General features: G+C 53.8%; 19 protein-coding genes. 9 read left to right on the top strand and 10 right to left on the bottom strand.

Annotated features, from left to right (window positions below; genetic code table 11):
• Positions 1–35: 35 nt before the first annotated feature.
• The 3 genes from E9531_RS09425 to E9531_RS09415 are packed head-to-tail and all read right to left on the bottom strand — an operon-like array spanning position 36 to position 1,653.
• Positions 36–788 (bottom strand): PhnD/SsuA/transferrin family substrate-binding protein, encoded by a 753-nt coding sequence (locus E9531_RS09425; RefSeq protein WP_136573517.1) that lies wholly within the window; start codon positions 786–788, stop codon positions 36–38.
• Positions 785–1,279 (bottom strand): PAS domain-containing protein, encoded by a 495-nt coding sequence (locus E9531_RS09420; protein WP_136573516.1) that lies wholly within the window; start codon positions 1,277–1,279, stop codon positions 785–787. The genes E9531_RS09425 and E9531_RS09420 overlap by 4 nt, the downstream gene beginning before the upstream one ends.
• Before the next feature lie 11 nt (positions 1,280–1,290).
• Positions 1,291–1,653 carry a roadblock/LC7 domain-containing protein gene (locus E9531_RS09415; RefSeq protein ID WP_136573515.1) on the bottom strand — a complete coding sequence of 121 codons (363 nt, stop codon included), beginning with the start codon at positions 1,651–1,653 and terminating at the stop codon, positions 1,291–1,293.
• 376 nt (positions 1,654–2,029) lie between these two features.
• On the opposite strand from E9531_RS09415, the gene hemC reads away from it, so the two are divergent.
• Positions 2,030–2,998, top strand: a complete 969-nt coding sequence (gene hemC, locus E9531_RS09410) for a hydroxymethylbilane synthase (RefSeq protein ID WP_136573514.1) — start codon at positions 2,030–2,032, stop codon at positions 2,996–2,998.
• A 45-nt stretch (positions 2,999–3,043) separates the two neighbouring features.
• Here the strand turns inward: hemC and E9531_RS09405 are convergent, their stop codons facing one another.
• The 4 genes from E9531_RS09405 to E9531_RS09390 all read right to left on the bottom strand — a co-directional run bounded on the left by E9531_RS09405 (position 3,044) and on the right by E9531_RS09390 (position 5,980).
• Entirely contained in the window at positions 3,044–3,961 is a 918-nt protein-coding gene (locus tag E9531_RS09405; protein WP_136573513.1) for a pseudouridine synthase, read from the bottom strand.
• Between the two features lie 50 nt (positions 3,962–4,011).
• Complete coding sequence (gene glcC, locus E9531_RS09400) at positions 4,012–4,761, bottom strand: transcriptional regulator GlcC (protein ID WP_136573607.1); 750 nt, start codon at positions 4,759–4,761, stop codon at positions 4,012–4,014.
• Between the two features lie 141 nt (positions 4,762–4,902).
• Positions 4,903–5,634 (bottom strand): LrgB family protein, encoded by a 732-nt coding sequence (locus E9531_RS09395; RefSeq protein WP_136573512.1) that lies wholly within the window; start codon positions 5,632–5,634, stop codon positions 4,903–4,905.
• Complete coding sequence (locus tag E9531_RS09390; RefSeq protein WP_136573606.1) at positions 5,627–5,980, bottom strand: CidA/LrgA family protein; 354 nt, start codon at positions 5,978–5,980, stop codon at positions 5,627–5,629. The genes E9531_RS09395 and E9531_RS09390 overlap by 8 nt, the downstream gene beginning before the upstream one ends.
• A 339-nt stretch (positions 5,981–6,319) precedes the next feature.
• On the opposite strand from E9531_RS09390, the gene glcD reads away from it, so the two are divergent.
• The 4 genes from glcD (at position 6,320) to E9531_RS09370 (ending at position 11,608) form a co-directional block, all read left to right on the top strand.
• Positions 6,320–7,819: a glycolate oxidase subunit GlcD gene (glcD, locus tag E9531_RS09385; RefSeq protein ID WP_136573511.1), complete on the top strand. Its 1,500-nt coding sequence runs from the start codon at positions 6,320–6,322 to the stop codon at positions 7,817–7,819.
• Positions 7,819–8,916: a glycolate oxidase subunit GlcE gene (gene glcE, locus E9531_RS09380; RefSeq protein WP_136573510.1), complete on the top strand. Its 1,098-nt coding sequence runs from the start codon at positions 7,819–7,821 to the stop codon at positions 8,914–8,916. Before glcD ends, glcE begins: the two co-directional genes overlap by 1 nt.
• A gap of 36 nt (positions 8,917–8,952) precedes the next feature.
• A complete protein-coding gene (glcF, locus tag E9531_RS09375) occupies positions 8,953–10,191 on the top strand; it encodes a glycolate oxidase subunit GlcF (protein ID WP_136573509.1) in 1,239 nt (412 codons plus the stop codon).
• A gap of 256 nt (positions 10,192–10,447) precedes the next feature.
• Positions 10,448–11,608, top strand: a complete 1,161-nt coding sequence (locus E9531_RS09370; protein WP_136573508.1) for a porin — start codon at positions 10,448–10,450, stop codon at positions 11,606–11,608.
• Positions 11,609–11,773: 165 nt separating this feature from the next.
• Here E9531_RS09370 and E9531_RS09365 read toward each other — a convergent pair whose 3' ends face one another.
• On the bottom strand, positions 11,774–12,268 hold the full coding sequence (locus E9531_RS09365) for an Lrp/AsnC family transcriptional regulator (protein ID WP_136573507.1): 495 nt from the start codon (positions 12,266–12,268) through the stop codon (positions 11,774–11,776).
• 72 nt (positions 12,269–12,340) lie between these two features.
• On the opposite strand from E9531_RS09365, the gene E9531_RS09360 reads away from it, so the two are divergent.
• Positions 12,341–13,231 (top strand): EamA family transporter, encoded by an 891-nt coding sequence (locus E9531_RS09360; RefSeq protein WP_136573506.1) that lies wholly within the window; start codon positions 12,341–12,343, stop codon positions 13,229–13,231.
• Between the two features lie 20 nt (positions 13,232–13,251).
• Here E9531_RS09360 and gloB read toward each other — a convergent pair whose 3' ends face one another.
• Entirely contained in the window at positions 13,252–14,034 is a 783-nt protein-coding gene (gene gloB / locus E9531_RS09355; RefSeq protein WP_136573505.1) for a hydroxyacylglutathione hydrolase, read from the bottom strand.
• Between gloB and E9531_RS09350 the strand changes: the two genes are divergently transcribed.
• Positions 14,033–14,770: a class I SAM-dependent methyltransferase gene (locus E9531_RS09350; RefSeq protein WP_136573504.1), complete on the top strand. Its 738-nt coding sequence runs from the start codon at positions 14,033–14,035 to the stop codon at positions 14,768–14,770. The two genes, gloB and E9531_RS09350, sit on opposite strands and share 2 nt — an antisense overlap.
• 39 nt (positions 14,771–14,809) lie before the next feature.
• Here the strand turns inward: E9531_RS09350 and rodA are convergent, their stop codons facing one another.
• Positions 14,810–15,994 (bottom strand): rod shape-determining protein RodA, encoded by a 1,185-nt coding sequence (gene rodA, locus E9531_RS09345; RefSeq protein WP_136573503.1) that lies wholly within the window; start codon positions 15,992–15,994, stop codon positions 14,810–14,812.
• Between the two features lie 157 nt (positions 15,995–16,151).
• Between rodA and gph the strand changes: the two genes are divergently transcribed.
• Positions 16,152–16,877, top strand: a complete 726-nt coding sequence (gene gph / locus E9531_RS09340; RefSeq protein WP_136573502.1) for a phosphoglycolate phosphatase — start codon at positions 16,152–16,154, stop codon at positions 16,875–16,877.
• Between the two features lie 20 nt (positions 16,878–16,897).
• Positions 16,898–17,644: alpha/beta fold hydrolase (locus E9531_RS09335; RefSeq protein ID WP_136573501.1), on the top strand; the 747-nt coding region annotated here is incomplete at its 3' end.

The following is a 17,644-nucleotide window of genomic DNA, read 5'->3' as shown; positions in this document are numbered from 1 at the left end:
TTGCCCTTCTTTTCAGCCGGCAACATACACGGCATTCAGTCACGCAATGTGTCCATCAAGTCGATCATGAACTCCGCATCTTCTTGTTCCATGCCTTCGAGCCCTTCATCCAACCCCATGGCCTGCAGCACATCGGCATCACCGGCCTGCGCCCCAACTCCAAGCATGGCCGTCTTAATCACGGCGATGTCATTAGCAACGCGCGGATGTGCGATCAGCACGTGAGAGATATTTTTGAGAGAGCTCTCAATCAAAGGCTTGAGCTGGCTCTTAGTGAGCTTGGATAAAGAGTGGTAGGCCGTTGCCAAGAAAAAACCCGCATCGACTTTGCCTTGAATCACTAAGCGCGCCGCCGCTTGGTAACTGTCCACCAATTCCCACTGCACATCTTGCTCAGTCACATCTGCCGGCTCAAGCAACCGCAGCCCAATCAGCTTGACATCATGGTTGGCTGTTAAAGCGATCTGTACGCCCGACTTGAGGTCCTCGACGGTATTGACCTGATCAGCCTTTGCCGAAGTGGCGATCACCATCTCATTGGAGCGATTGACAGGCCTGGCAAACGGGATAAAGCCTTGGTCGCGAATCAGCTCGGCGGCATCAAAAGGGTTGGCATAAAGCACATCCACAGCACCACTGGCCAATTGTTCTGACTGCTCCGTCGCATTTTGTGGCATCAGTAAATGCAAGCGCAGGCCAGAACGCTTTTGCAACACCGTATTGAACATGTGCCAACCCGCAAAGTTTTGCGGCGGGAAATCTGGTGCCACCAAAAAATTCAATGTCATGCGGCACTCCCTTGCTCAGCCAACCATGTTGTGTACAACGCAACAACCTCCTCAATGCGCTTGCGCGATGGCTTGCGCCGCACTGATGTGTAGCCCACCACCTCACCATGCCGAATGTTGGGCACGACCGTGGCATACACCCAGTAAAAACTGCCATCCTTGCGCAGGTTTTTGACATAACCATGCCATTTGCGTTTGGCCTGCGCATCACCCCACAGACTGGCAAAAGCTTTGGCCGGCATTTCAGGGTGGCGCAAGATGTAGTGCGGCGCGCCGAGCAACTCCTCGCGCGTGTAGCCACTCATCAACACAAACGCATCGTTGGCGTGGGTAATGATGCCTTGCAAATCGGTACGAGAGACGATCAATTGCCCTTCAGGAAACGAGACCTCTTCGTCTGTCCAGTAGACCTGCCTAGAGCTGCCATCGAAATAGTGAAGGCGGCACGATTGGCTGGCCCCTTGCGGTGCAGTCATATCTGGCATTGCCATAACCGGACTCCTTACAACTGGCTGGCCAAAGTTTGGGCCGCACGTTTGATATCCAAAAACAACAATCCCAGTTTGGCATTGGCCTTGGCAGTGACTGTGAGTACAGCCTCCTCGCCTGCAGACGTCATGATGATGCTGCCTTGTTCGCCCTGAATGAGCACTCGCTCCAAAGCGCCTCTGGCCAATTCACGCGTCACTCGTTCGCCCATCGACAAAATGGCGGCAGACATTGCCCCCACACGGTCTTCATCCATGCCAGCAGGCATGGCAGATGCCACCAAAAGGCCGTCGATAGAAATCAACGCGGATGCTTCAATATCTGCGGTGGAGCCATTGAGCTCCTTGAGGGTGTTTACCAGTTCATCAATTCGCATTGCAATTCCATACTCGGGCTAAAAACTGTGAGAAACAGTCGACTTATTCACCCAAAACTATTATTTTCAACAAAATGTTAATTGCTGTAGACAGGTTATAGCAAACCCTTAAGCCATAAGCTGACGAAAATGCACAACCATCATCCCAATCATTCACCCAATAGGTTAGGAGAAACACAGGATCTGAGTGGGTAGCGTACATGCTACGATTGCCGGCCTTTATCGCATGGCATATTCAACCTGGCCGCTTGCACGCATCCCTCCACCGATCCAGCAAGTGATAACACGCATGCCTCAAAGGCCTGCATTTTCCACCATTTAAAACTCACCTAGTGCGGCCAAACCCCTCGTTTTGCTCGCCTTCTGTTCAAACACCATGTCCACTACACTTCCGTCCACCTTAACGATTGCCACCCGTAAAAGCCGCTTGGCCTTATGGCAAGCTGATCATATTCAGCAGCGACTCCAAGCGCTGGGACACACAGTGACGTTGTTGGGATTAAGTACTGTTGGCGACCAAATTCTCGATCGAAGTCTGAGCAAGGTTGGTGGTAAGGGCTTATTCGTTAAAGAGCTGGAAAGTGCTTTAGCCGATAGCAAGGCCCACTTGGCGGTTCACTCGCTCAAAGATGTTCCTATGCAGTTGCCCGAAGGCTTTGTGCTGGCTTGCGTGCCCGAGCGCGGCAACCCACACGATGCCTTTGTGTCCAACGACTATCTGCGTCTTGAGGATTTACCCCCTGGCGCGGTGGTCGGCACGTCCAGCTTGCGCCGGCAAGTCTTACTGCACCATCTGCGCCCCGACCTCACCATCAAGCCTCTGCGCGGCAATATCGACACCCGTTTACGCAAGCTTGATGAGGGCGAATTCAGCGCCATCGTTCTGGCAGCAGCAGGCTTAGAGCGACTGGGCCTGCAAGCGCGCATCCGCATGCAGTTCACGGCAGAGCAAATGCTCCCTGCCGCCGGGCAAGGCGCACTGGGCATTGAAGTGCAAACACAAGAATCGGCTTTGATTGCTACTTTGCAAGCACTCGCACATCCGCCGACCTGGTTGGCAACGGCGGCCGAGCGTGCCGTCAGCCGCAATTTAGGGGGCAGTTGCTCGGTCCCGCTAGCCGCACACGCAGTTTGGTCAGCAGAAGCACCAGGAGAACTACTGCTGCGCGCAGCATGGGGCGACCCAAGCGGGCAGCAAGCATTGATTCAGGTCAGCGCCTGCAAAGCAGTGGCGCAAATCGACCAGGCCGAACAACTTGGCGCAGAAGTAGCACAACAACTGCTCGATGCCGGAGCGCACGTGCAGCCTGAAACCGAACAAAGCCCCAATGGAATCCATCAATAGGCGATCAAAAGCCGATCAAAAGCCCCAATAGCCATGAGATGCCCCTTATCCCTCAATGGGGGGCCATTGCAAGACTAACTTGCTTTCAAAATGGCAAGCGTGCCCGCTCACTGGATCTAACCAATCCAGTGAACGCGCTAACAGTTGCAAAGGGCGGCTGTAATCGCCTTCAGGTGGATCCACGATGTCAGGATAAAAAGGATCGTGGCGAATCGGCACCCCTAAAGCTGCCATATGCACACGCAGCTGATGTTTTTTTCCAGTGATGGGACGCAATCGGTACAAGCCCCAGCGGCCCTGCTGCTGCACAAGCTCAATATGCGTATGGCTATTGGCCTGTCCGGTCACTTCCTGCATCGTAAAAAAACGCGCCCCGCCAGGCATTAAACAGCTTTGATGGCGCAATCCCGGACTCAGGCGCGCATCCGCCAGCGCCACAGCCTCGTAGGTTTTTTGTATCGCATGCGTGCGAAACAGCGCGTGGTAGGCGTCTCGTGAATTCGGATTGACCGAAAACAGTACTAGCCCCGCCGTATCTTTGTCGAGTCGGTGCAAAGGTGCCAATTGCGGCAAGTCCAACTGCTGCTGCAACCGCGTCAAAAGCGTCTGCACGACATACTCCCCACCCGGGGCAACGGGCAGGAAATGTGGCTTGTCGGCCACCAGAATGTGGGCATCACGGTAGAGCACCTGAGCCTCAAAAGGAATAGCGCGCTCGCGCTGTGGATGGCGTGGATACACGATATGCTGGACGCCCTCGATGGCTCCCTCAGCGACCAATACCCGCCCATTTCCATCACAGACAGAGCGTTGCGCAAAACGCTCCAACCACAGTGCTTGGGGCACATGTGCAAAACGCTTCAGGAGAAAATCCAATACGCACCCCTTTGCCGAAGCCGGCACGCCCACACGCGCCCAGCCCGAGGGAAGTGGTGCACGCTGTGAAGTGGCGTCTTGGTACATACGAGAAAGGTTTTGTCGAAAGCATGGATTGTGCCGCAGCATGCGCAATGTCAATCCCAGCCATTGAGCCGCATGTCAGCGCGCACAATACGCTCGTCTTCCAACTCTAGTTCGCGCAAACTCTCACGCACCCCGACCACATGCGCGCGCGCTGCAAATTGTGCACTTTGCGGATTACGTGCCTCAATCGCCTCAAACAAAGCGGCATGCTGCGCATCAATGCTGGCTTTGGTCTCAGGACGAACGTACAAATGGCGCACGGAAGCATAAACCGTGCTGAGCATCAGTTCGCTGAGAGACTCCAGCATATGCACCAGCACGGGATTGTGCGAAGCCTCGTTGATGGCCCGGTGGAAAGCGTGGTCGCGTCGGGCATGTTCATTGGCCGTCGCGGTAGATGCAGGGTTTCCCTGCGCGTGCTGCCAAGCAGCATACTGCCTGCGAATCATGATGAGATCAGCGGATGTGGCACGCATCGCGGCCAAGCGTGCTGCCTCTGCTTCTAATAAAACGCGCACTTCAAGCAAATCAAACAATGTGCGTGGTTGTGAAGAAAACAAGTGCATCAATGGGCCAGCATCGCCCAAAGCATCAATAGGCTGCACATACGAACCTTTGCCATGCTCCGTACGAATCACACCCTTACCACGCAAAATACGCAAGCCCTCACGTAAGGCGGTGCGCGAACACCCCAGTTTGTCCATCAAGCGCCGCTCAGAAGGCAACAACTGCCCGACTTTCAGCACGCTATTGACGATCAAGCGCTCAATATGTGCGGCCACTTGGTCGGCAATGTGCATGCCCACATCGGACGCGACCGCACTACCAGAAGACTCACCCCGCATATCAGGCATTGCATGCAGCGGATCGGCATAAAGCGTCTCTTGCCTACGTCCAGGGGTACTTCTTTTAACCATGTTTGAAGTCCTTCACCACCACGTTTAGCCTGCAAACCAGCGAAAAAGCAGCGGCATCAGCGTCGAAGCCACCAACACCTGAATTCCCAACGCCAACCCGGCATAAGCGCCCGCATCCGGGTTGACCTGCAAAGCGCGTGCAGCGCCAATACCATGCGAAGCCGTCCCCAATGCAAACCCTCTCACGACCATGCCTGAGGTCTGTGTGGAAATGCCCAAGCCATCAAACACATATTTCCCTGAGATTGCCCCGACCATCCCGGTCAGCACCGCAAACACGGCAGCCAGCGCAGGCACTCCGCCCATCGCATCGGCAATGCCCATGGCCACAGGCGCAGTCACCGATTTGGGCGCCATCGACACAATGACATCTCCAGGCAAGCCAAACAGCCATGCCAAACCAACTGCACTCAATGATGCCGCACTGCCCCCCACAACGGCTGCGGTCACAAGCGCAATGCCGCGCTTGCGCAATTCATTGCGCCGCTGCCACATGGGATAGGCCAAGGCCACTACCGCAGGCCCCAACAAAAAGTGGATAAATTGCGCACCCGCAAAATAGGTTTGATAGGGCACATGGCTTGCAATCAACACCGTGGCCAACACCACCACACTCCATAGCACAGGGTTGGCCCAGGGGGCTGCGCCTAAACGGATGTACACCGCATAGATTGCCAGATAGACCACCAATGTCGCCGTAAGACCAAAAAGCGGAGTGGTGGACAAATACAGCCACAGCTCAACAAAATCATTCATCGCCAGGCTCCTTTCGCAACAGCGCACGCAACAGCCAGGCCGTTACCCACAGCCCGATCCAAGTCGATACAACCAAAACCAAAACAATCCGCACCCCATACGACTGCAGCAGCCCTAAATGCGTCATCACGCCAACCCCCACAGGGACAAACAACAGCGACAAATGGCTCAGCAGCAAGCCAGCGCAAGCACTGACCGCCACACGTACAGTGCGCCACTGCAATGCTGGTAACAGCAGCAACATTCCCAACACAGGCCCCGGCACAGGCAAGCTGGCCACGCGCGCCAGTACCTCGCCAACAACCTGAAACACCAACAACCACGCCAAGCCTTGCAAACCATTCAATCCGGGGCTCTTCTCCATTGCCTATCCTTTCACCATGGGGTCTATTTCATGTTCTTTGGCCATTGTATTTTTAACTGGTATTACCAGATAGTCGCATCCGTCAGCAAACCAACGCATCAGTTCAATCCACTGCAGTATTAGCGAACCCGCATAAAACGAATGAGATACGTTCTCAGAAAATCAAGCAAACCAAAGTATCCATTCCAATGCAATTGCCATTCACGGCCAATGGACGCGCACCACAAACTGGTCATACCAGTCATTCAAATGATTGAATAGGCACGCAGGCATTTGGATAATGCGCAACAAACGACTTGTGCGCCTTGGCGCCCCAACACGATGAACATCCTCTACGACGAACGCATCGACGGCGCCTTGCCCGATGTTGACAAAGCAGGACTGCTCGCTGCCTTGCAACAGGCAGAGCCGCAATTGAACATCCTGCATGAAGCCGAGCGCTTGCGCCCCTACGAATGCGATGGCCTGTCGATGTACCGCACACAACCGCTGCTGGTCGTCCTGCCTGAACATATCCATCAGGTCGCATCGGTACTGCGTATCTGCAAAGAACGCAAAGTACCCGTAGTGGCACGGGGCGCCGGCACGGGTTTGTCTGGTGGTGCGTTGCCGCTTGAAAAAGGCGTGTTGCTGGTGATGGCCAAGTTCAAACGCATTTTGGAAGTCAACCCAGAAGGCCGTTTTGCCCGCGTGCAGCCAGGTGTGCGCAACCTGGCTATCTCACAAGCAGCTGCGCCACACGAGCTGTACTACGCGCCTGACCCTTCTTCGCAAATTGCCTGCTCAATTGGTGGCAATGTGGCCGAGAATGCTGGTGGCGTGCATTGTCTGAAATACGGTTTAACAGTGCACAACGTGCTCAAAGTGGAGATGCTCACCATTGATGCCGAGCCCGTCACATTGGGCAGCGATGCATTGGACGCACCAGGCTTTGATTTATTAGCCTTGTTCACCGGCTCTGAAGGTATGCTGGGCGTGGTCACTGAAGTGACCGTGCGTTTGCTGCCCAAACCCGTGGTCGCAAAAGTGCTGATGGCCAGCTTTGACGATGTCGAAAAAGCGGGCCGTGCCGTTGGCGACATCATTGCCGCAGGCATTATCCCCGGCGGTTTGGAGATGATGGACAAGCTCTCCATCCACGCAGCCGAAGACTTTATTCACGCAGGCTACCCACTTGATGCTGAAGCGATCTTGCTATGCGAATTGGATGGCGTGGAGTCAGACGTTGATGAAGACTGCGCCTTAGTGCGCGAGGTACTCATTAAAGCCGGCGCCACCAACGTGCAGCAAGCCAAGGATGAGGCCGAGCGCGCCAAATTCTGGGCTGGCCGTAAAAACGCCTTCCCAGCCGTGGGCCGCATTTCACCCGATTACTACTGCATGGATGGCACCATTCCACGCCGCCATTTACCTAAAGTGCTGCATGGCATCACCGCCCTATCAGAGCACTATGGTTTGCGCGTCGCCAACGTCTTTCACGCAGGCGATGGCAACATGCACCCGCTGATTTTGTTTGATGCAAATACCCCTGGCGAGTTGGAACGCGCCGAAACATTGGGTGGAAAAATTCTTGAGCTGTGTGTGGAAGTGGGCGGAAGCATCACAGGAGAACACGGTGTTGGGCGCGAAAAAATCAACCAAATGTGTTCGCAATTCAACAGCGATGAAATCACCTTCTTCCATGCTGTAAAGGCTGCTTTCGATGAAGAAGGCCTGCTCAACCCAGGCAAGAACATTCCCACCTTGCACCGCTGTGCCGAGTTTGGTGCCATGCACATTCACCACGGCCAATTGCCACACCCTGAGCTGGAGCGTTTTTGATGAGCACGCCTGTTTTGTTTGATTCCGCCGCAGGACAAGACCAAAGCGAGGCCCTGCTAGCCCAAGTGCAAGAGGCCATCGCCAAACGCCAGCCCTTGCGCATTGCAGGCAGCGGCAGCAAAGCCTTTTACGGCCGACCTATTGCCGCTCACTTACCAGTGTTGGATGTCACGGGCCACCGCGGCATCGTCTCATACGACCCGACCGAGCTAATCATCACCGCCCGCGCAGGCACCACACTGCAAGAGCTCAATGCCACACTCGACAAAGGCGGGCAAATGCTCGCCTGCGAAGCACCTGCATTCGGCCCTCATGCCACAGTAGGCGGTATGGTGGCCACGGGCTTGTCTGGCCCACGCCGACCTTGGGCAGGCTCTGTGCGTGACTTTGTATTAGGCACACGTTTGATCAGTGGGCTGGGCACGCACCTTCGCTTTGGTGGAGAAGTGATGAAAAATGTGGCTGGCTACGATATTTCTCGCCTGCTTACAGGCAGCTTAGGGTGTTTGGGCGTCATCACCGAAGCCTCCTTCAAAGTGCTGCCCAAGCCGCGCTGCAGCATCAGTGTGCAACAGGCCATTCCTGTCGAGCGCGCACTGGCACGCCTGCGCGAATGGGGGCAACAGCCTCTGCCCATCAGTGCGGCAGCCCACGATGGCCAGACGTTCTACCTGCGCTTTGAAGGCAACGAAGGGTCTGTGCGCGCCGCGCATGATCGCATTGGCGGTGAGCTGATGGATGCCGCTTATTGGGGAGCCTTGCGCGAACAACAATTGCCTTTTTTTGAACAGGTACATGATCGGCGTGCCTTATGGCGCTTGTCAGTCCCCTCATGGGCAGAGCCGCTTGCTATTGAAGGCGACCAACTCATCGATTGGGGCGGAGCCCAGCGCTGGCTGCGCAGTGACGCATCAGCCCAAACAATCCGCACCGTCGCCGAGCAAGCCGGGGGCCATGCCTGCTGCTTCAGCCCAGCTGCGACGCAGAGCCCATTGCATCCGCTCACCCCTGCCATTTTGCGCTTGCACCTCAACCTAAAAGCCAAGATAGACCCACAAGGCATCTTCAACCCCGGCCGCATGTTTGCGGATTTCTGAAGCTCCAGCCATTTCTCTTAGCCACGAGACTCGACCATGCAAACCAACTTCAGCAAGTCTGCCAAACAACTGGAACATGCCGCCGAGGCAGAACGCATTCTGCGCAGTTGCGTGCACTGCGGCTTTTGCAATGCCACCTGCCCCACATACCAAGAATTGGGCAATGAACTCGATGGGCCACGCGGGCGCATTTACCTCATCAAGCAGTTCCTGGAAAAAGACGAAGTCACTGCGGCCACGCAGGAACACCTGGATCGCTGCTTGACTTGCCGCAATTGCGAAACCACTTGCCCTTCCGGTGTGGAATACCACAAACTTCTGGAGATTGGGCGCCCTGCTGTGGAAGCGCGCGTACCACGCCCTGCCAAAGAACGTTTGCTGCGTGAAGGCTTGCGCCAAGTCCTGCCTCGCCCAGCTGTGTTCAACACCTTATTCAAAACCGGGCAAATTCTCAAACCGTTGTTGCCGCAACGCTTGAGCAGCAAAATGCCCCGTGCCATTGCCCCTGCTGGCACGCGCCCTGCTGCGCGCCATGCGCGCCGTATGCTGATGCTCGAAGGCTGCGTGCAACCCACCCTTTCGCCCAACACCAACGCTGCCGCCGCGCGTGTATTGGATCGCCTGGGAATCAGCATTGATACCGTTAACGAAGCAGGATGCTGCGGCGCAGTGGATTACCACATGAGTGCCGCCAGAGATGGGCTAGACCGCGCTCGCCGTAACATCGATGCATGGTGGCCCCACTTACAAGCAGGTGCCGAAGCCATCATCCAAACGGCCAGTGGATGTGGCGCATTCATCAAAGAGTATGGCTACGTACTGCGCGATGACCCTGCTTATGCAGACAAGGCCAAAGTAGTAAGTGACAAAGCCAAGGACTTGATTGAAGTGCTGGCGGCCGAAGACTTGGAAGAGATTCGGATCGAATCAGACCAAAAGACCGCCTTCCACTGCCCTTGTACCTTGCAGCATGCTCAAAAGTTGGGGGGCGTAGCACAAAGCGTGCTCACTCGCCTGGGCTTTAATCTGACGGCCGTGCCTGATGCTCATCTGTGCTGTGGTTCAGCGGGCACCTATTCCGTCACCCAACCTACCCTTTCTAAAAAACTGCGAGACAACAAACTTGATGCGTTGGAATCAGGTCGTCCTGATCAAATCGTCACGGCCAATATCGGCTGCCAGACTCACTTGGATGGAGCAGGCAGAACATCGGTGAAACACTGGATAGAAATGGTCGATGCCGCACTAGCCTCCTCCTTGACGCCTGCTCAATAACACTTGCTCCGCCCTCTTTCAAAGCGCCGCAATGGCTTTCATTGCGGCGCTTTTTTTATGCTCATTTTTTAAGCATTACAGAGCATTAAAGAGGCTGTCAACCGGGATGACCAGAGCCGTGCTGCATAGGTGACAAAAGCGGGGAAAACCATAACTGTGCAGGTATAGCCATCAAGGCCCGCTCTATCCCAAAATGAACTTGCTTCGCTTTATTAACAAACTGGCACATTCATAACACGCCAGAACAGGAGACACAATGAAAGCAAAACTCACGCTTGGCATGCTGGCCATTGGCGCGGCATTTCCGCTGATGGCCCAATCCAATGTCCAGCTCTATGGCATTGTTGATGCGGCCATTCGGCACACCACCAACGAGGGACCGGCAGGCAACAAAGGCTCTTCACAGACGAAAATGATTCCAGGCGGCATGTCTCAAAGTCGCTTGGGCATCAACGTGAGCGAGGACTTAGGCAATGGCCTTAGCGCACTGGCCAACTTCGAGCAGCGTATTCTCACCACTGATGGCAGCGTGGTAGGCAATAACTTCCAACATGCCTGGGTCGGGTTGCGCAGCAAGCAGTGGGGCCAGCTCATTATGGGGCGTCACTGGAACGTGATGTTCGATCTCTACACGTCCACGTATGCGTCTTACCCATACTCACCCTACATGGAAGCATTCAAACCTGAGGTGGGCATGTCCATGGGAGCGCGCAGCAACGAGCTGATCAAATACATTGGGCAATTGGGCAATTTCCGCTTCGCCGTGCAAACTACGCTCAAAGGTGAAGGTGCGACAACAGTCAACGGGGCAACCTATTCTTCCGGGGGCAAGTCAACAGGCGGCTATCTGCGCTGGGCAGATGGCGGCTGGGCCGTTGGTGCTGGTTACCTCCAACGCAAATTTGGCAGCGCAGACAAAAAGCTTGAGTCGTACGCCATCGGCGGCTCCTACCGCACGGGCCCGTGGTACTTCAACACTGCCTACGGTGAAAACAAACACAACCTGGATGGCCAAGCCAATTGCGGTGCAAATATCCAATGCAATGTGGATTATTCGGTGCTCAGTTCACTCTGGTCAGGGACATCGAATGGTGGCTTCAGCGGTGCCGCATTCACCGCAGCAAACAAACGCAAAATGGCAACTGTAGGCTTTGGTTACCAAGTCACGCCACAGTTGAACTGGGGCGTGCACTACTGGTACGCGAAGCAATCGGGGCGCACAGCAATGGCAGACGGCAAGGCGCACTTTGCATCAACCGTACTGGACTACGCTTTCTCCAAGCGCACGGATGCGTACTTTAGCGTGGACTACACCAAGCTCAGCGGAGAACATGTATCGCTGACCGACACAAGCGGTGCAGCCAATGGCGCCAAGAACCGCACTGGAGTGACTATCGGTATTCGCCATCGCTTCTAAGAACCATTTAGTTTCCAAGGTGACTCATTTGACAGGGTGCGCAAGCACCCTTTTTTTGTTGCACGGATTTGATTGCCTATTGCACATGCACGCTTAAGTCGTCTCAATGCATGCTCGTGCGCAACGTCCATATGAACGGCCTGATGACTGCTCTGTGTTTGCGCTCTATAGAGGAACTGAGGGCAAAGGCAACTCCAGCCCCACTTTGATACGACGCAGCACGACAGACGTGGTGAAGCGCTTGACGTTGTCGTCATCATCAAACAACCGCCGAGTCAACGCGACAAAATCATCCATGTTGGGCGCAGCCACCAACAGCCAATAATCTGCCTGCCCTGTCACAAAATAGCATTGCTGCACAGCGGGCTCCTGCGCGATGCGCATCTCCAACGGGGTCAGATGTGCACGCTTTTCATTATGGATCTGCACCTCAATCATCAGCAGCATTGGGCTGCCGACTTTGCTTGGATTGAGAACTGCAACATGCGCCGCAATCACCCCGGTATCTTCCAAACGTTTAATGCGCCGCTGAACCGCAGGCGCAGAGAGGTGAATACGTTCAGCGATTTCCCGCTGCGAGAGATGACTCTCACGCTGCAATATGCTGAGAATAGCGATATCGAAAGCATCGAGTGCAATAGACGTTTGGTGGCGGTTCATAGAGCGAATCATGCACAAACATAAGTAAAAGAGAAGCAAATACTCTCACGCCACGCAATATAGTTGCGCACCATGCACAACAGTACTTCTTCTATAGCGCTTCCCCCTTTGTTGCTCCCCGTTTTGGCCGTAGTGACTGCCGTTTGCTCACTGGCCATCGGCACGTCTTATGCCAAGCAACTCTTTCCACTCATTGGTGCGCAAGGCACTAGTGCCTTGCGGGTTGGCATGTCAGCTTTGGTATTGCTGGTCTTCTGGCGGCCTTGGCGCTGGCCCATTTCACGCATTGATCGCTATGCCGTGTTGCGCTATGGCTTGGCGTTGGGTTGCATGAACCTGATGTTTTACATGGCTCTGCAAACCATCCCGTTTGGCATTGCAGTGGCCATTGAATTTATTGGGCCACTTGGAGTGGCTTTGTACTACTCACAGCGCAAACTCGACTATGTATGGATTGCCCTAGTGGTACTAGGACTAGCCCTGCTATTGCCATTCAAACAAGATGCCTCTGCCTTAGATCCAACCGGGGTTGCATGGGCCTTTGGTGCCGCTGCGGCATGGGCGACCTACATCATTTTTGGCAAGCGTGCAGGGCACTTGCATGCAGGCCAGTCCGTCTCGCTAGGCCTGCTGGCTGCCTCACTGATTGTCGTACCCGTTGGGGTTGCCCATACTGGTCTGGACTTACTGCACCCACAACTGCTGCTGTTCGGGCTGGCCGTGGCGATCGTGTCCAGCGCCATTCCTATTTCCTTAGAAATGTACGCCCTCAAACGGTTGCCACGCGAGACCTTTGGCGTCATGCTGAGCATTGAGCCAGTCGTCGCAGCACTGGCAGGAATGCTTTTTCTGCATGAGTTACTTGCCCCAAGCCAATGGCTGGCCATTGGCTGCATCATGGCAGCTTCAATCGGCAGCATTGCCTCTGCGGGCCGCAAGTCTCGCCCGCCAAAGCCGCATTGACCAACAACAGGTTTGCAAGTTCAAAAATGGTCTTTCCATTCACGCAAAGCCGCAAACCATTGCTCATCCAAGTCACAAGACTGATCTGCGTGTGCCTGAATGGCTTTTCGCACATTTGGCAAACGACTGCGCAAAAAGGGGTTGATCGCCAACTCAAGGTCAAGTGAACTAGGCAATGTCGGTGCACCTTGTGCACGCAGTTGCTGTGCTTGTCGCAGCGCTGCCTGCAAATCCCGATTGTCAGGCTCTACCACCGCTGCGAAACGCATGTTCGACAAGGTGTACTCATGCGCAGCATAGACTCGCGTCGCGTGGGGCAGCGCAGCCAAGGCATCCAATGCATTCAGCATTTGCGCAGGGGTTCCCTCAAACAATCGCCCACAACCCGCACTGAACAGCGTGTCACCACAAAATAGTACGGGCGCAGCCCCGTCATCCAAAGCGACTTCAGGCAAATAGTAGGCAATATGCCCAGCCGTATGCCCTGGCACCGCAATGACTTGGCTTGTGTGCCCCAACAAGCTGAAGGTATCGCCGCCTCGCAAATGCACATCCACATCTGCAATGACTTCTCCAGCAGGGCCATAGACAGTCGCCCCGAAGTGCGATTTCAAGGCACTGACACCTCCAGTATGGTCAGCATGATGATGCGTCACTACAATGCTTTGCAGCACTAAACCAAGCTCTTGCAAAACAGCTTGCACAGGTGCTGCATCCCCAGGATCGACCACCACCGCTTGGTGGCCATCATCCATCATCCAAATATAGTTGTCTGAAAATGCAGAAATAGGACGCAGGTGCATGGGATTGACCATTGAAAATGAGAACAATGCGTTTAACCAGTGGCTGCTACATGCAGCAGCTGGGCAATACGTTTGCCACTGGCAACAGCAGCATTATGACCACGCTGTTGCCGACTACTTTGGTTACTATGCGCTGCAAATTGGCGCCTCAGCCATCCATGCCTTGCACAACAGTCGTATTCAACATTGTTGGCAGCTACAAGACTATGCAGGCACGACTGCATCAGCACATCTTTGTGCTCATGCCGAAGCCTTGCCCTTCGAAACGGAGCAATTTGATTTACTTGTCATGCCGCATGGTTTAGAGCTATGCCATCAACCGCACGCGGCATTGCGAGAAGCTTGCAGGGTGTTGCGCCCAGAAGGAAGGCTAATCATCAGTGGCTTCAATCCAGTGCGGTTACTTGGCCGCACACGCCCCGCCCTGTCTCAACAGCAACTGGGCACGCCCATTGGTTACCTGCGGCTGCGTGACTGGCTTCACTTACTCAATCTAGAGGTTCAGGATGCATCCTTTGGTTGCTTTCTGCCCAGTTTTAAAAATACGCACTGGTACAGCAGCATGGCATGGGTGGATCGTATCGCCACCCCGTTCCTGCCATTTTTAGGCAACATGTACTGGCTTGTTGCCACCAAAAAGGTCCATGGTGCCTATATTCTGGCGCCGAATTGGAAACGTTGGCGCGTGCAGCCGCATCGGTGCACTGCCATCGCCAGTCCGAACAAACAGCACTAGGCGAAATACGTAATGCGGCAGCCTTGGTGACGGCGCGAATTAACGGGCAGCATTACCAGTGAATTCGATTGTCGGCTCGACAATGGCGCTGTCTCTTGCCACTGACATCAAGATACCGAGCGCTAAACCCAATGTAACCATGGCTGTACCGCCATAGCTAATAAACGGTAAAGGTACGCCCACGACAGGCAAAATCCCCATCACCATCCCCATATTGACGAAAGCATAAGTAAAGAAAATCATGCCCACGGCTGATGCCATCAGACGCCCAAACAAGCTTCGCGCACGGATGGCAATGATTAGCGCACGGTAAATCAAAAATAAGAAACCAAGCAATAAGGCAACGGTTCCAACCAGTCCAAACTCCTCTGCAAAGGCAGCATAAATAAAGTCGGTTGTCCGTTCTGGAATGAATTCCAAATGTGTTTGCGTTCCCGCCATAAATCCCTTGCCCCACACTCCCCCAGAGCCAATGGCAATCATGCCTTGAATAATATGAAAACCACGACCTAACGGGTCGTTGTAAGGGTCAAGCAACGTGCACACACGCGTTTTCTGGTAGTCATGCAGCACCACCCAGTCGACGCCATCCTGGCACAAACGCGGCTCAAACACGACAATCAGCACAATTCCAATTACACCCAAAATGACAGGAGGAACGATCAGTTTCCAGGGCAATCCCGCAAAGAAAATTACAGAAAGTCCAGCGGCCAAAACCAGCAGTGATGTACCCAAGTCTGGTTGATGAAGAATCAAGGCTACCGGCACCGCCAACAAAACAGCAGCAACTATAAAATCGGTCGCTCGAAAAGGCGCCTGCCGCAATTGGAACCACCACGCCAATATCAATGGCGCCGCAATTTTCATAATCTCACTCGGCTGAATTACTACACCTATATTGACCCAACGCTGCGCACCTTTGCGCGTAATTCCTAAAAATTCAACGCCTAGCAGCAACACAACACCACCCACATACAAAGGCACCGCCAACAGCAACATCTTTTGCGGAGGCACTTGAGCCACCATAAACAGAATGCATGCTGCCAGCAGCATGTTGCGCATATGCAAGTCATAGCGTGTGCCATGGTCGAAACCTGCCGAATACATGGCAATCAAACCCAGCGCAGCCAAGAAAAGAATGGCAAGAATCAACCACCCATCAAAGCGCAAAAACAGCCCAATGAAGTGGTGGTGCCAAGGAGTTTTGTTCAGTGTCACAGCCATTGCCGTATTATCAGCGCACACCATGCCAATACATCAGTCAGCATGCAATTCTCAAGTCCTTCGGCATTTGATCTAAGCCGCTATTGACACCATTTAGTTCTCAACCTTGTGCCTGAGAAAATCCTGAGCATACATTTGCTCTACCCGTATCGTATTCATGAACACACCGAGCCCATTTCTATTAGCCCCCAATTCAATACAAGCGGTTTTACTCGACCTAGATGGCACATTAATTAATACGCTTGATGAGTTTGTTGCCGCCCTCAACTTTATGAGTGATGCAATGCAACTCCCCCACGCATCACCCCAATTCGTCGCGCAAACGATTGGCAAGGGCTCAGAGCATCTCGTCAGGGTTGTTCTACAAATGCTCCTTCTAGAAGCAAAGCAGCCCCATGATGCCCAGTCCATTGAGCATATGTTTGAACAAGCGATGCATTTATATTTCACAGGATATGAAGCTGCGGGCACTTCACATGTAAAAGTCTACCCAGGTGTACGAGAAGGGCTTGAACAAATACGAGCAAAAGGCTATCCGATGGGCATAGTCACCAATAAACCGACGCGACTTGCCATGCCATTACTACACGATACGGGCTTGGCAAGGTACGCAGAGTTTCTCATTGCTGGCGATACCTACGCAAAACGTAAACCTGATCCTTATCCTCTGATACAAGCGTGCACTCGACTTCAGACTATGCCTGCACACACGTTGATGATTGGCGACTCCGCCAATGACGCTGCAGCAGCCAGAGCAGCGCAGTGCCCCATCGCCATTTTGCGTTACGGCTTCAACCATGGCAATCCTGTCGAAACGATTGATGCAGATGGGTATTTTGACTCAATAGAAGAGATTGCTAGATTACTCCCTAGTATCGGATAAGAAGCATAAGGAAACTATCCATGCCACATTCAGAGTCAGCAACAACATTGGCAGCGAACGATTTCGGAAGAACAATTGGCGAAGCCCCCTCTTTACCCACCGTCTTAGTACCAGGCTTGGCATGCTCACCTGAACTTTTCGCAGGTCAACTGTCTACTTTATGGAGATTTGGCCCAATTACCATTGCTAACACACTTGGCAATAGCACGATCAAAGCAATAGCTGAGGAAATTCTTGCAACTGCCCCTCCTCGTTTCGTTCTCATCGGTTTATCGATGGGGGGCTACATCGCATTTGAAATCATGCGCCTAGCGCCCAAAAGAGTGATCGCCTTGGCCATTTTGAATTCTTCTGCGCGACCAGACAACGATGAGGCCATAGAAAATAGAAAAAGAATGATTACATTAGCGCAGCAAGGCAAACTACCACTGGTCACCGAGATGAACTTTCCACGCTCAGTTCACCCGGTACAGCAACACAATCAAAAGCTTTTACAAAGCGTACTTGCCATGGCACAAACCACCGGTGTGGCTCATTACATCCAACAGCAATACGCCATCATGGGTCGAGTTGACTCTCGCCCCACGCTCCTCAATATTTCCTGTCCAACACTTGTTCTGGTCGGCGAGCATGACCAACTCACCCCCCCAGAATTAGCCATAGAAATGGCAGCAGAAATCCCTTCCTGCGAGCTCGAAATCGTAGCTGAATGCGGACACCTCAGCACACTTGAACAACCCGGAATCATCAATCGACTACTGCACAAT

The sequence above is a fragment of the Lampropedia puyangensis genome (assembly GCF_004833285.1).
In the GTDB taxonomy this organism is placed as follows: Bacteria; Pseudomonadota; Gammaproteobacteria; order Burkholderiales; family Burkholderiaceae_C; genus Lampropedia; species Lampropedia puyangensis.
The sequence above is the reverse complement of the archived record's forward strand: the minus strand, read 5'-3'. Positions and strand labels throughout refer to the sequence as shown.

Coding starts and splice junctions, on each gene's coding strand:
- E9531_RS09350 (WP_136573504.1), top strand. CDS start 14,033: ATGGGATTGACCATTGAAAATGAGAACAATGCGTTTAACCAGTGGCTG.
- glcC (WP_136573607.1), bottom strand. CDS start 4,761: ATGCACATTGCCGACCAAGTGGCCGCACATATTGAGCGCTTGATCGTC.
- E9531_RS09405 (WP_136573513.1), bottom strand. CDS start 3,961: ATGTACCAAGACGCCACTTCACAGCGTGCACCACTTCCCTCGGGCTGG.
- E9531_RS09370 (WP_136573508.1), top strand. CDS start 10,448: ATGAAAGCAAAACTCACGCTTGGCATGCTGGCCATTGGCGCGGCATTT.
- glcE (WP_136573510.1), top strand. CDS start 7,819: ATGAGCACGCCTGTTTTGTTTGATTCCGCCGCAGGACAAGACCAAAGC.
- E9531_RS09365 (WP_136573507.1), bottom strand. CDS start 12,268: ATGAACCGCCACCAAACGTCTATTGCACTCGATGCTTTCGATATCGCT.
- E9531_RS09425 (WP_136573517.1), bottom strand. CDS start 788: ATGACATTGAATTTTTTGGTGGCACCAGATTTCCCGCCGCAAAACTTT.
- glcF (WP_136573509.1), top strand. CDS start 8,953: ATGCAAACCAACTTCAGCAAGTCTGCCAAACAACTGGAACATGCCGCC.
- rodA (WP_136573503.1), bottom strand. CDS start 15,994: ATGGCTGTGACACTGAACAAAACTCCTTGGCACCACCACTTCATTGGG.
- gph (WP_136573502.1), top strand. CDS start 16,152: ATGAACACACCGAGCCCATTTCTATTAGCCCCCAATTCAATACAAGCG.
- gloB (WP_136573505.1), bottom strand. CDS start 14,034: ATGCACCTGCGTCCTATTTCTGCATTTTCAGACAACTATATTTGGATG.
- E9531_RS09420 (WP_136573516.1), bottom strand. CDS start 1,279: ATGGCAATGCCAGATATGACTGCACCGCAAGGGGCCAGCCAATCGTGC.
- E9531_RS09415 (WP_136573515.1), bottom strand. CDS start 1,653: ATGCGAATTGATGAACTGGTAAACACCCTCAAGGAGCTCAATGGCTCC.
- glcD (WP_136573511.1), top strand. CDS start 6,320: ATGAACATCCTCTACGACGAACGCATCGACGGCGCCTTGCCCGATGTT.
- E9531_RS09395 (WP_136573512.1), bottom strand. CDS start 5,634: ATGAATGATTTTGTTGAGCTGTGGCTGTATTTGTCCACCACTCCGCTT.
- hemC (WP_136573514.1), top strand. CDS start 2,030: ATGTCCACTACACTTCCGTCCACCTTAACGATTGCCACCCGTAAAAGC.
- E9531_RS09360 (WP_136573506.1), top strand. CDS start 12,341: ATGCACAACAGTACTTCTTCTATAGCGCTTCCCCCTTTGTTGCTCCCC.